At 40.5% G+C, this 13,353-nt stretch carries 15 protein-coding genes and 1 riboswitch; of the genes, 1 reads left to right on the plus strand and 14 read right to left on the minus strand.

Annotated features, from left to right (window positions below):
- Window positions 1-81: 81 nt before the first annotated feature.
- The 8 genes from FC90_RS03040 to FC90_RS03075 form a co-directional block, all read right to left on the minus strand.
- Window positions 82-1,347 (minus strand): tetratricopeptide repeat protein, encoded by a 1,266-nt coding sequence (locus FC90_RS03040; RefSeq protein WP_057907835.1) that lies wholly within the window; start codon window positions 1,345-1,347, stop codon window positions 82-84.
- 94 nt (window positions 1,348-1,441) lie between these two features.
- A complete protein-coding gene (locus FC90_RS03045) occupies window positions 1,442-1,717 on the minus strand; it encodes an HU family DNA-binding protein (protein WP_057907836.1) in 276 nt (91 codons plus the stop codon).
- A gap of 206 nt (window positions 1,718-1,923) precedes the next feature.
- A complete protein-coding gene (gene der / locus FC90_RS03050; protein ID WP_057907837.1) occupies window positions 1,924-3,234 on the minus strand; it encodes a ribosome biogenesis GTPase Der in 1,311 nt (436 codons plus the stop codon).
- A gap of 186 nt (window positions 3,235-3,420) precedes the next feature.
- Complete coding sequence (gene rpsA, locus FC90_RS03055; RefSeq protein WP_057907838.1) at window positions 3,421-4,632, minus strand: 30S ribosomal protein S1; 1,212 nt, start codon at window positions 4,630-4,632, stop codon at window positions 3,421-3,423.
- 94 nt (window positions 4,633-4,726) lie between these two features.
- Entirely contained in the window at window positions 4,727-5,386 is a 660-nt protein-coding gene (gene cmk, locus FC90_RS03060) for a (d)CMP kinase (RefSeq protein ID WP_057907839.1), read from the minus strand.
- A gap of 69 nt (window positions 5,387-5,455) precedes the next feature.
- On the minus strand, window positions 5,456-6,121 hold the full coding sequence (locus FC90_RS03065) for a LysM peptidoglycan-binding domain-containing protein (protein WP_057907840.1): 666 nt from the start codon (window positions 6,119-6,121) through the stop codon (window positions 5,456-5,458).
- A gap of 68 nt (window positions 6,122-6,189) precedes the next feature.
- On the minus strand, window positions 6,190-7,635 hold the full coding sequence (locus FC90_RS03070) for a RecQ family ATP-dependent DNA helicase (RefSeq protein WP_057907841.1): 1,446 nt from the start codon (window positions 7,633-7,635) through the stop codon (window positions 6,190-6,192).
- Entirely contained in the window at window positions 7,632-8,663 is a 1,032-nt protein-coding gene (locus FC90_RS03075) for a helix-turn-helix domain-containing protein (RefSeq protein ID WP_057907842.1), read from the minus strand. The genes FC90_RS03070 and FC90_RS03075 overlap by 4 nt, the downstream gene beginning before the upstream one ends.
- A gap of 34 nt (window positions 8,664-8,697) precedes the next feature.
- Here FC90_RS03075 and FC90_RS03080 point away from each other — a divergent pair, with 34 nt between their 5' ends.
- A complete protein-coding gene (locus tag FC90_RS03080; RefSeq protein WP_057907843.1) occupies window positions 8,698-8,928 on the plus strand; it encodes a ferredoxin in 231 nt (76 codons plus the stop codon).
- Between the two features lie 60 nt (window positions 8,929-8,988).
- On the opposite strand, the gene FC90_RS03085 is transcribed toward FC90_RS03080, so the two are convergent.
- The 6 genes from FC90_RS03085 to xerD form a co-directional block, all read right to left on the minus strand.
- On the minus strand, window positions 8,989-9,570 hold the full coding sequence (locus tag FC90_RS03085; RefSeq protein ID WP_057907844.1) for an ECF transporter S component: 582 nt from the start codon (window positions 9,568-9,570) through the stop codon (window positions 8,989-8,991).
- Window positions 9,571-9,695: 125 nt separating this feature from the next.
- Window positions 9,696-9,831, minus strand: a riboswitch (FMN riboswitch).
- A gap of 55 nt (window positions 9,832-9,886) precedes the next feature.
- Window positions 9,887-10,651 carry a pseudouridine synthase gene (locus FC90_RS03090; protein WP_057907845.1) on the minus strand — a complete coding sequence of 255 codons (765 nt, stop codon included), beginning with the start codon at window positions 10,649-10,651 and terminating at the stop codon, window positions 9,887-9,889.
- Window positions 10,652-11,281: an SMC-Scp complex subunit ScpB gene (gene scpB / locus FC90_RS03095; protein ID WP_057907846.1), complete on the minus strand. Its 630-nt coding sequence runs from the start codon at window positions 11,279-11,281 to the stop codon at window positions 10,652-10,654.
- The gene (locus tag FC90_RS03100) at window positions 11,265-12,017 is read right to left on the minus strand and encodes a segregation and condensation protein A (protein ID WP_057907847.1); all 753 of its coding nucleotides are present in this window, start codon (window positions 12,015-12,017) and stop codon (window positions 11,265-11,267) included. The genes scpB and FC90_RS03100 overlap by 17 nt, the downstream gene beginning before the upstream one ends.
- Window positions 12,018-12,025: 8 nt before the next feature.
- Window positions 12,026-12,394: a hypothetical protein gene (locus tag FC90_RS03105; protein WP_057907848.1), complete on the minus strand. Its 369-nt coding sequence runs from the start codon at window positions 12,392-12,394 to the stop codon at window positions 12,026-12,028.
- Between the two features lie 74 nt (window positions 12,395-12,468).
- Window positions 12,469-13,353, minus strand: coding sequence for a site-specific tyrosine recombinase XerD (xerD, locus tag FC90_RS03110; RefSeq protein ID WP_057907849.1), 885 nt, complete (start codon window positions 13,351-13,353; stop codon window positions 12,469-12,471).

A 13,353-nucleotide genomic window follows, 5' to 3' on the forward strand; every position in this document is an offset into this window, starting at 1 on the left:
AATTATCAAATGAAATTATATTATTTCATCTGACAACCATAAAGGGATTATTACATAAAATATAGTCGGGTGTTTTATTGATTATTGCATTGCTTGGTAATCATCATAGAGTGCTTGCATATCCATATCGTTTGGGACGCGTTTTAAATATTGTTTGAGGGCCGCTAACATTTCTGGTACCTGCGCCATTTCATGGAAGAATAAAATTAAATCATGTAAGAAATCCGAATTATCTTTTAAATCCGGATAAGCTAACAGATAATTTTCGCGCGCTTGATCGACATCATCAACCGCCTTCTGTGATTGCGCTAGTGACCAATATAAATCAGCCGTTGGTTTATGATTTTCAATTGCGTCTTGTAAGAAGGCAATATTTTCAATATGGCGCCCCTGACGGCGATAAACTTGACTCAAGGCACTAATTTCACCCATATTATCAGGATCAATCTTCAGTGCCTCGTTTAGCATCTGTTCAGCAATCTCGTTATTACCCAATTGAAGCGCCAGATCGCTCCCCTTTTGATAAAGCACCTCATTATAGGTATCATACCCAATTCCGGTCTGAACGGTCGTTAAGGCCGCTTCTAATTGGTTTTGGGCTGCTTGGGCCGTTGCTAAAGGAACATAGAGCGATGTATATTGCGGATCAGTTATTTGCAACTGTGTTAGAATCACAATTGCTTTTTGATAATCCTTAATTTGTAAATATAAAAAGCCCATCTGAAATTGATCATCTTCTGTCAAGAATTCTGGTGCGAGTCCTTCATAAATTTGTAAGGCTTCTTCAAATGCACCACTACTTGCGTAGCTTGTTGCCAAGCGTTTTTGAATATTAACTTGACCCAACTCAACAATGTCTTGATCAATTAGCGCTTCGTAGTAATTGGCCGCTTTTCCGTATTCGCCCATTTCGAAATACAATTCAGCAAGTGCAAATTGCATCACGGGTTCATCAGGATATATTCGTAAGGCCGTCAATAATTTTTGTTCACTGACTTCGGGGAGTCCCATGGTTTGATAAACATCTGCTGCTGTTAGTAGACTTTCAGCATACGCATTAGATTCTGGTGTGATATCTGCCAGTAAATTCAGTGCATCATCGTATTGCCCATTACTAACCGCAATATCTGCCAGTGTGGTTCTAATTTGATCTTCTTCTGGAAATTTAGCCAACAACTGACGATAGATGGTTTCGGATTGTGATAGAAACCCAAGCGCATAAAGTTCTTCAGCTAAGCTATATAATGTGTCCGGTTCATCAGCTACTAGAGCTTGTTGAAAGTAGGTTTCCGCTTGTTCTAAATTATTATCTTCTAGTGCTGTGAGCATTTGTTCTGAATTCGTCATTTAACCACCCTTTTTCGATTGCTTTATTCTAACACATTCAGACGGTTTGCCAATAAAAAAAGACTGGGAAAATCCCAGTCTATGGATTGAATTCTTATTTTACAGAATCCTTTAATGCTTTACCTGGCTTGAATGCAGGTACCTTGCTTGCAGGAATTTTAATTTCTGCACCAGTTTGTGGGTTACGACCCTTACGAGCCGCACGTTCACGTACTTCAAAAGTACCAAAGCCGATTAGTTGAACTTTGTCACCTTGCTTCAAAGTGTCTTGGATTGAACCAAATACTGCATCAACTGCAGCAGTTGCATCCTTCTTAGTTAAACCAGTCTTTGATGCTACGCCTTCGATCAATTGTGCTTTGTTTGCCATGTTTTTCACCTCCTGCTCATCACAGATAATCAGTAATTAATTACCGAAACCATTTTTGAGTGGTCAAAAATGACGAAACAATGATTTGATCACCATTTCATTTTTTAATTTATCACACAAACCTAGTGATAGCAAGGTATTTTACTAAAAAAACGGCATTCTAAGCAAATTAGTTAATCATATTAGCTGATTTTTTTGAAGAAAAGCTATTTTCGCTGCCGCGGAATCAAATGAATTGGTGTACCGGTAAAATCAAAGGTTTTCCGCAATTGATTTTTTAAAAAGCGTTGATATGAAAAATGAAGTAGGTTAACATCGTTTACAAACACTACAAATGTTGGTGGTTGTACCGCGACTTGTGTCATGTAGTATATCCGTAATCGTTTCCCGTTAATGGCGGGCGTTGGCGTGACAGTTGTCGCATCAATCAAAACCTCATTTAAAAGTGCTGATTGAATCCGTCTATTTTGGTTTTCACTAACTTGTTCAATCATTGCTGGCAAGTTTTGCAAACGAACGCCGGTTTTAGCCGACACAAAGACAATTGGTGCATAATCTAAGTATTGGAATTGATCGCGTATATGGTTTTCAAATTCCTGCATTGTGTGATTGTCTTTTTTTAGTGTATCCCACTTATTAACCACGATAATAATGCCCCGCCCAGCTTCATGCGCGTAGCCCGCAACTTTTTTATCCTGTTCACGAATGCCTTCTTCAGCATTCAAAACAACTAACACAACATCAGATCGATCAATTGCCCGTAATGCTCGCATTACAGCATATTTTTCTGTATTTTCATAGACCTTGCCACGTTTACGAATCCCAGCTGTATCAATCATCGTAAATTCTTGATTATCTTCAGCCGTAAACTTCGTATCAATTGCATCCCGTGTCGTCCCTTCAATCTGGGACACAATCACCCGTTCTTCTTTTAGCATCGCGTTAACCAACGATGATTTACCGACATTAGGCCGGCCAATCAAACTAAACTTGATACTGTCATCTTCGTCATCTTCGTCTTCCATCGGAAACTTGGCCACTGCGGCATCCAAAAGATCCCCCAGACCCTGACCATGCGCTCCTGAAACAGCAATTGGCTCACCAAAACCAAGACTATAAAAATCAAAAATATCTTGTCGTTGTTCTGGGTTATCCGCTTTATTCACTCCTAATAAGATCGGTGTATCGGCGCGATATAAAATCTGTGCCACCCGTTCATCAGCATCAGTAACTCCTTCACGAGCGCTGACTAAAAAGATAATAACGTCTGCTTCATCAATTGCAATTTCTGCTTGTTGTTTAATCTGTTCCATAAATGGTGCGTCACTAATTTCAATCCCACCGGTATCGATTAGGCTAAATTCATGCCCTAACCATTCACTTGTGGTATAAATGCGATCACGCGTAACCCCTGGCGTATCTTCAACAATCGAGATCCGCTCACCGGCAATACGATTAAAAATCGTCGATTTACCGACATTAGGTCGACCAACAATGGCGATAACTGGTTTTGTCATTGTATTCATTCCCTTCGTAGTTCAGTGTACCCTGTCTGAGTCAAACTGACAAGGTCACTCCGACAAAGTTCGCTAAACTGTCGCTTCCTCTGCGTCGTACTAAGCAATCACTGACACAAAGGTAGGGTCTGGGACAAAACCTAGCTTTGTCCCAGACCCTACCTTTTGCATATCACTTATATAAAATTATTTATCTTCCAATGTTTTGCCAAGCATATCACCAATGCTAAAGCCGGTTTCTTCTTCTGGCATCACATAGTCAGAAGGAGCAATATCATCGTGTTCTGTCTCTTTAGCGCCAGCAGGTTTTTCCTGAAGTGCTTTGATTGATAAGCCTAAACGTTGTTGTTCAGGATCAACTGATAGGACCTTGACTTGAACCGTTTGACCTTCTTCTAAGACATCGTTAGGGGTGGCGATGTGTTGATGTGCGATTTGTGAAATATGCACTAAGCCTTCAACCCCTGGGAAGACTTCAACAAAAGCCCCAAACGTCGTTAAACGTTTAACAACCCCTTCTAAAGTACTACCAACTGGTGCTTTATCAGCAATATCATCCCACGGTCCAGGTTGCGTATCTTTAATGGATAATGAAATCCGGCCCTTTTCTTGATCCATACTCAAGACTTTAACTTGTATTTTTTGACCAACTTCTAAAACATCTGATGGTTGATTAATGTGATCATATGAAATTTCAGAAACGTGGACTAAGCCATCTACGCCACCTAAATCAATGAATGCACCGAAATTTGTCAAGCGATCAACTTCGCCTTCTACAATATCTCCAGGTAATACTTTTTCAAAAATCGCCTGTAACTTAGCTTGCCGATCTTGTTCCAATAAAGCTTTACGCGAGAGAATTAAGCGGTTTTCGCTTGGTTCAATTTCAATAATTTTTAAAGTTAATTCTTGACCCTTGAAGCTACTTAAATCACGTACGAAACGATCAGCGACCATTGAAGCTGGAATAAAACCACGAACACCAGCATCGACGACTAAGCCGCCTTTAACCACGTTAATTACTTTAGCTGTGATTGTCTCTTGGTTAGCAAATTTTTCTTCGATTTCAGTCCAAACTTTACGCGCTTCTAAGCGACGTTTGGATAACAAGTAACTGCCATTTTCTTTGTCATTACCAATTGTTGAGATAACCACTAAATCTAGTTGATCCCCCACTTTAATAATTTCAGCAATATTTTCAACCGGTTGACTTGATAATTCTTTTTGTGGCACAACCCCTTCAACACCGGTTCCTTCAATGCCGACAATGGCTTGTCGATCTTCAATTGCTAAAACTTCACCCTTAACAACGTCTCCAATTTTAACTTCGTGGACACTGTCTAAAGCAGCTGCCATTGCATCACTACTCTGGGTGTTATTCACATTAGCTTCACTCATAGCTAAAATCCTCCTTAACGACTATCTATACAGTTACCATTTTAGTTGATATCCCTTCGGATTACCAGTTATTTTACCTAGTTCAAAGCGAAAATTACATATTTTGCTTTACAATGACTAAGATTGCCTCAACGACTTCATTAATTGTTAACTGTGTTGTATCAATTTCAATCGCATCATCCGCCTTTTTCAGTGGAGAAACGACGCGGGTACTATCTTTTTGATCCCGTAATTCAATTTCCGCTTGTAAGGTTGCGAGCGGTGTCATAATCCCTTTGGCCGTATTTTCAGCATATCGCCGTTTAGCTCGTTCTTGTGCGCTAGCCACCATAAAAATCTTGACCTCTGCGGTTGGTAGAACCGTTGTCCCGATATCACGGCCGTCCATTACGACTTGTCCTTGGGCGGCAATTTTACGTTGCCGAGCAACCATTTCAGTGCGCACTCCTGCCAATGCCGAAACTTGTGAGACATTATTTGTAATTTCTGGAGTCCGAATCATCAAGGTAATATCTTCGTTATCTAAAAATACTTTTTGCCCCGCTTGATCCGGTTTAAATTGAATATCAGCTTGTTTTAAAGCTGCTAAAATACCTTGTTCATCACTATAATCCAAGCCTAATTTTTGAGTAAGCACAGTTGCTACGCGATACATCGCACCAGTATCTACGTAAATAAAGCCTAATTTAGTCGCCACAATTTTAGCGACCGTACTTTTCCCAGACGATGCTGGGCCATCAATTGCAATTTGCATGTTATGCCTCCTGAAAAATTCATTAAAAAAGGCTGGGAGTCACCTCCAGGCCTTTTTGACTTACGCCAATTATTTAATTCTTAACGCTGTTCCGGGTGCCACTTGGGAACTAGCTGTCAGTCCAGGATTTAAAGCTAATAACTGATCTAAGGTTAAGCCATTATTGACAGCTGCACGATACAACCCTTCACCGGATTTCAATGTATAAGTCCCACCAATAGTTTCATTTGAACTACTACTTTCAGCAGTTACCGCACTACTACTTTGGGCATTTGCGGCCGCTTGTGCCTGACTTTCACTAGCCGCTTTTGCCGCATCGTCTGCGGCCTTTTGACTACTTGCTGCTAATTGACTTTCACTAGCTGCTTTTTTAGCCTCAGCTTGCTTAGCTTTACTTGCACTGGCTGCCTTAGCAGCACTTTCACTAGCCGCTTTTGCCTTTTTAGCTTCCTGTTTAGAAGTACGATCACTATCAGAACTATTAACGACAATCTTACTTGACTCGACTGGGCGATTAGCCCGGCTGGAATGAATGGTATATGCAATAATCGGAAATGCAATTATTAAAACAAGTAACACACCGAGAATAATGGCAAAATATGTATTTCCTTTTTCCTTACTCTTGGAAGCAACACGCGATAAATTCCCACGATCATCACGATCATCATCAAACTGGCTTTCCCAGGGTTTGTCTTCCGTCTGATTGTCTAATTTTTTCTTATCATCTTTGAGCATTGACGGCCCTCCCTATTGGTTTTCTTTGATATTGTACCATAGACCCTTTTAAAATACCCAGAAAATCTCTAAAACAATTGCTTTAGAATACCGTTCCAATGGTCTAAACCTGCTGTTTTAGGGGCTTTATCATTCGTTATCTTTTTTAAATTAAGTTTTTCTAAAAAAGCCGTTGAATTTGGCTCCCCACAACATTGGTCATCATGTTCTATCTGCCGTGGGTCTTCATCAAAATAATTTACAATAAATTGTCGTCGACACCCATGCAAATTTAAAAAATCAAGCATTGTTTGTAAGGCAAACTGTTTTTCTTTTTGCCGATTTTTCAATAGTTCACTAACCGCTTGCTCTTCCATACCAATTTGTTGATAACGTCGTAATAATTCAAACTCATTGCCTTGACTCCCCTTAAACAAATTAGGATCCTGATAAAATCGCTGAATGAGCCCTACTTCAGGAATACCAAATGAAATTAACGCTTGCTGAAGATACATATCTTGCGCTGTTGCTAGCAACAATGCATAGGCCGGTTTCCCGTCACGTCCGGCACGCCCCACTTCCTGCAGATAACTTTCAATATTTTGTGGTAGATGGTAGTGGATGACATAGCGAATATCAGCCTTGTTAATGCCCATTCCAAATGCATTTGTCGCGCAAATCACGTCTAAGTGGCCCTGCATAAACTGCTGCTGAATTGTAAATCGTTCCTTGGTCGATAGCGCTGCGTGATAATAGGCTACTTTCAGCGTCGTTGTTTCCTGTAGTAGGGTTGCAATCTCGACAGTCTTTTGCCGACTAGAAAAATAAATAATCCCCGGTCCCTGACTTTCCATTACCAATTGCTTTAAGAAGCGATTCTTACTTGCTTCATCAACTTGCTGGCTAACACCTAAGTAAATATTGGGCCGATCAACCGAGGTAATAACACTATTAGCTGACTGCATATCAAGCTTGGTTAGAATATCATGCCGAACTTGCGCATTGGCTGTCGCCGTTAATGCTAATGTGGCCCTAGGTTTCAGTTGACGTTTAATGGTAGCCAAGACCAAATAATCCGGACGAAAATCGATGCCCCATTGTGAAATACAATGTGCTTCGTCAATCACGAGTAAATCAATCTGACACTGTTGTAGCGCTTGAATAACCGTTGGTTGACTAATTGTCTCCGGCGCCATAAAAACGAATCGGTATTGTGATAATTGGCCTAATATTAATTGCTTTTGTCGTGGTTCCAGGCTGGAATTAATGGCAACTGCTCTTTTTTCACCTTGATAATTCAATTGAGCAACTTGATCTTGCATCAAGGCAATCAACGGTGAAACAATAACAGTTGTGTGGCCTAGTAGATAAACTGGTAATTGATAACACAACGATTTTCCCGTACCAGTTGGTAAAACCGCTAATGTTGCTTGACCCGCCAGAACAGACCGAATCACTGCCAGTTGTCCTGGTTTAAACGTGTCATAACCAAAACGGTCCTTTAACGTCTTATAAATCAGTTCGTCCGTGATCATCCGGTACTTACCTGCCTTTGTATTTGATAGAGTCGATATACAAAAAAGTCAAGTTGTGGTAACGCAGCTTGTGCCTCGTTAAAACTCAATGTTGGTTTTTCAGCCATCATTACCGCTAACTTTTGTGTAATACCTGGAATTAAAAATTGAGTAAATGGAAACTGAGGCAAAAGGATTGCCGCTTCTAAGAGATGTTCCTTAATTGTACCGACCTTAACGTGCCGTTGTTGACTGATTTGTTCAATGGTTGCACCATGTTGAATCAGTTGCCACGTTTGTAAAGTACTCTGACTGAGTTGACTTCCATGATGTTCAACCAGTTCAGTCAATAATGGATAGCCTAATTCAGATGTCAATAAAAGACCTAATATTTGAGCAAAAGCATCGAGCGTTCGCACCCGAATTGTCAATGGCGAGCTGTCTAAAGCCCAAGCAAGTTGTTGTTGGCTCTTACCCAGAATGTGGTGCCCAATAAACTGGTTGACGAGCAAATCAGCTTGTTTTGTGTCTAACTGTGCTAACAACTGAGTTAATTCAGTTTGCAATTGTGTGCTAAAATTAGGCACACTTTTATGGCGTTTAAACCAGCTCGCTACCCAAACGCGATCTTTCATACTGGTTGCTAACGGATAATATTGCGTATTTTGATGTTGATATTCTGAAACAATTTGAATTGCTAATAAAAATCGGGCGGTAAATTGGGCCAGATGTCCCATTTGCGGCCCCATATAATGCGTTGGCCAAAATAACTGCGGTTGCCATTCAGCTTTTTTTTGCCGACCGGCAGTCGTCAGCCATACGTAACGCGCATCGATTTCGACCAAACCACCTGTTTGCAGTCGTTTTAATTCTACTTGAAATTGTGTCTGTTCTAGATTAGGATAAATTTGTAGCCACTTTAACAACCCATATGCTAAACCAGCATACAGGTTCGAAGTGGTCCGTTTACCGATTAAAGTATAATAGATTGCTTGGTAACGTCGTTTTTCAGGCGTCAATAAGCATAATAGATACGCCATTAACATCATCAATTAAGTCCTTTATTAAGAAAGTGTGAATTCAATGCTCTACAGTAAAGTTATCTCAGAACGTTGCATTGCCTGCGGTCTTTGCCAGCTTAAAGCTCCAGATCTCTTTGATTACGATCAAGAAGGTATTGCTTTTTTTAAACCTGATCATAATCGAGGTTGTATCCCGATTGAAGATCCAAAAGAAAGAATAGCATTTAAAACTGCCTACACCGCTTGTCCGACTGGTGCAATTGTCCGTCAATCAGTGCCATTTTTATCGTAGCATATTTATGCCCTACAAAAAAGGTTGTACCCTAACGGGTGCAACCTTTTTTGATATTGTCTATTTGGTAAGCGGTTTTTGCATGTGCTGCTTTAACCACGGTAGAATCCGTAAATACAAAACAGCAAATACCACCGTTACTAGCGCACCTTTTATTAAATTAAACGGAATCAATCCAAATAAAATGTATTTGGTTGTCGACATCCCCAGATTTAAACCCATCAATTTAATATAAAGTGGTAGGATGAACAGCCAATTAGCAAATGACATGAAAGTCGCCATACTAACAGCACCGGCACCCCCAGCAAGTACTTGGCCAGCCAACACGTTCGATTGTCGTTTAAATAAATAATAAAATGGGAACATGTAACAGATCGATGCCAAGACACCGGCAAAGTCACCAACTAAACTAGGTAAGCTGGCGCCGGTCATGATGAAATGAAGCATTGAGCGAATCAACGCGACCCCAATACCACCAACTGGACCATAGACAAACGCGCCTAATAGGACAAGCACGTCACTAAAATCAATCTTTAAAAATGGGAACGCGAGAATAATCGGAAATTCAAAAAACATGACAACAAACGAAATTGCGCCCAGCATGGCGACACCAATCATCATCCGAACTTTTGAAACTTGCATCAATAACACCCTCCAAATGAGGTTGCCTTCATCAGCGGGCTTCACCAAGTTTGATTGCATAAAAAAGGTCTGTTAACCAGGGTTGATTAACAGACCTTACTTGCATACATTCATACCCAAATAAGCCCTATCTTCTTCCATCTAGACTTTCACTATCGGTACTGGGATTACACCAGTTCAGCCACCACAAGCATCAACATTGCAGCAGGTCGCGGACTTTTACCGCCGGTCGGGAATTACACCCTGCCCCTGAAGACGAACCATTAATATTTAACTCGCAATTATCATAGCAAATCGACATTCCAAAAGCAACTAATTAGTAACGGCGTTTAGGTTTATTTTTATGGGTTGGTTTTTCATTTTGCTCCGCAATTTTCTTGAACTCAGCAACTTCAATCGGTTTCAAAGCACGATATTCGCCTGAAACTAGCCCATCTAACGTTAAAAAGCCGTATGTTTCCCGTTTTAATTTTGTTACGGGTAGCCCAACAGCTGCAAGCATATTTTTAACTTGATGATTCATCCCTTCATGAATCGTTACACTTAAAATTGCGGTGTTCTTACGCCGGTCAGTGGAAATCACTTTTACTTTCGCAGGAGCCGTTTTACGTTTTTCTAAAACAATACCTTTACGTAATTGGCGTAACATATCAGTCGTTGGTAACCCACCAACTTTAGCAATGTACGTCTTGTCCACTTTATATTTAGGATGCATCATCATGTTGGCAAAATCGCCATCATTAGTTAATAGTAACAAACCCGATGTATCATAATCTAGACGACCAATTGGATAAACCCGTTCAACAATATCATCAAGATATTCAGTCACAACCCGCCGTTTTTTATCATCAGTAACTGCAGAAATTACTTGTCTTGGTTTATACAAAACATAGTAAACTTTGCGTTCGCGCGTTAACGGCACCCCATCGACTTCAATATGGTCACTAGTACTATCGACTTTAATCCCCATTTCCTTCACTACTTCTCCATTTAAAGTCACGTGGCCCGTTGCAATTAGCGTTTCTGCTTTTCGTCTGGAAGCAACGCCTGCGTTTGCAATCACTTTTTGTAATCGTTCCATTTATTGTTCTCCTTTGGACGTCTCTTGTGACGTCGTTTCTGCTTCATTTAACGTCTTTTCGAACTGACGATAGTACAAGTCGGCTGAATCATTGACCGTGGTATCCACTTGAGCATCCAGTGCTAGTTGCTCAAGTGGTGGCAATTCATTAAGTGACTTAAGGCCAAAGTAATCTAAAAAATAGGCACTGGTTCCATATAAAATTGGCCGACCAGGCGCTTCTTTTCGACCCTTCTCGTCGACTAACCGGCGCGCTAATAATGTTTGAATAGCACCACTACTTTGAACCCCACGCACTTCATCAATTTCAATTCGTGTCGTCGGTTGTCGATAGACAATAATTGCCAATACCTCAAGTGCTGCTTGGCTGATACTAGTTGATACCGGCCCATCAAAATAGCTCTTCAATAATGTTGCGTATTCTTTCTTAGTCACTAACTTATAGATTTCTTCAGCTTGAATCAGGTTCAAACCTGATTCGATATTACCGCGGTAACGATTGGCTAATTTTTCCAATAATTGCCGCACTGCTGGTTCATCAAGATGAATTAGCTGGGCGATTTGCTTCAGTGCAATGCCTTCATCTCCAGCAACGTATAATAAACTTTCAATTTCAGCGAGATGATTCAACTGAAATGCCCTCCTTCAACCCAACCATCATTGGCGCATCATAGTTGGTTTGTTCGCAAATAATTTTTCGATCCTTCATCAATTCCAATACGGCTAAAAAGGTGGTCACAATCTCATCACGATCATTATGGTTTAACACCAATGCTTCAAATGGTACCGGTTGTGCTGCCAAATGGGCAACAATCCAAGTCATCTTATCCGTGATCGAAATTTCATCATTTTGGACCGTTTTAAAAACCGGTCGTTTTACCTGTGCTGCCATTAGCATTTTAGAAACAACAAGCGCTAAATCACGGGGCTTAATAACTCCCCGCGCTAGTGGAACGAACTCTTCAGTGGGATTGCTGCTAGCCGGCTTGGCAAACAACTGTTGCCGTTGCAATTCCCGTTCTTGTAAAACCGTGGCAACCTTTTGAAAAGCCTGATAAGTTAATAATTGATCCACCAATTCTTGACGAGGGTCGACATACGTTTCAATGACTTCTTCAGCTATTTCCGGCGATTTTGGTAAAAGTAACTTACTTTTAATCTTCATTAGCGTTGCTGCCATTACTAAATAATCACCCGCAATATCGAGTTTCATTACTTGCATTTGGTGCAAGTAATCAAGATACTGCGCGGTGATTTCAGCAATCGGAATATCATATATATCAATCTTAGTTTGCTTAATTAAATGTAGTAATAAATCGAGTGGTCCTTCAAAATCAGTTAAGACCAATGTTAATTGTTCAGCCATTGATTAATCTAGTCCGTTTCTTTATTCTGCTGATGTTCCCACTTGGCAATCAATGGTGCGGTCTCTAAAGACCCCATCACCCGATTTTCGGGATAAAGCGCCGCTAATTCATCTAGAACGACAAAATAGTTCTCAGCGCTCCGTTCAGACGGATTAAGTGAAATGTGTCGCACTAAGATATAATCCGTACCAAGTTCAATTCCTACAATTCCCGCAAAATCACCAGCTTCATTACGCCATAAATATAAATTACGTTGTTCATCTGACGCATAAAGGGCCAATTCAGCTTGGACATGACTAACTTCCTTTAAATCAGGAATGAATGATAAAAAGCCCATCGCAATTTTTTCATAATCATTTTTATACTTGAATAACATGTTGACCTCCATTGATCAAACAAAATTCTAATAGCATTACTCTACCATAGTTTATAGGGCGCGACAAATCCAAATTAATCGCGCGGATGACTCCGTTGGTATACTTCTGTTAAATGCTTTTTGCTGATATGTGTATATATTTGCGTGGTTGAAATATCGGCATGCCCCAATAATTCTTGGACAACTCGTAAATCAGCGCCGTTTTCTAATAATACCGTGGCAAATGAATGGCGTAACGTATGCGGTGTAACATCTTTTTCAATGCCCGCTGCGCGCACGTGTTCCTTAAGTTTCTTCCAAATTCCTTGACGAGTTAGCCCGTGACCATGAAAATTAACAAATAAATAAGGTGTCAAACGCCCCTTAGTCAATTGGTTACGGCTATGTTCAAGGTATTGATTAATCCACTCAATTGCCATATCGCCAATGGGAATAATTCGTTCCTTATTCCCTTTACCTAGTGTCTGAATTAAGCCTAGTGACAAATGCAAATCAGCCATCTTCAGATGAATCAACTCGCTAACTCGTAACCCCGTTGCATATAAAACCTCTAGAATTGCTCGATCGCGTAATCCAAGTACCGTACTCGTATCCGGGGCTGCCAATAGTCGCTCAATTTCAGCCGATGATAAGACAGCTGGTAGGTGACGGCCTTGTTTGGGAGAATCGATCTGGAGCATCGGATTTTGCGTAATCTTTTTTTCACGAGCTAGATACTGATAGAATTTGCGCAAAGTTGAAACACTACGGGTTATACTACTTTGCGCCTTATGCGCATTTGTTTGGGCCTGTAAGTAATTCATAATAAGAAACCGATCTTCTGTAAAAGTTGTCACCTGCTGCGCTTGTAAAAATACTGCAAACTGCTGTAAATCTTGCCGATAACTCTGCCGTGTATTCTCGGAAAGCCCCCGTTCAACTTTTAAATAGTGTAAATAATCTTGAATTAAATCGTTCAT

The organism is Latilactobacillus graminis DSM 20719 (assembly GCF_001436415.1).
GTDB classification, from domain to species: Bacteria; Bacillota; Bacilli; order Lactobacillales; family Lactobacillaceae; genus Latilactobacillus; species Latilactobacillus graminis.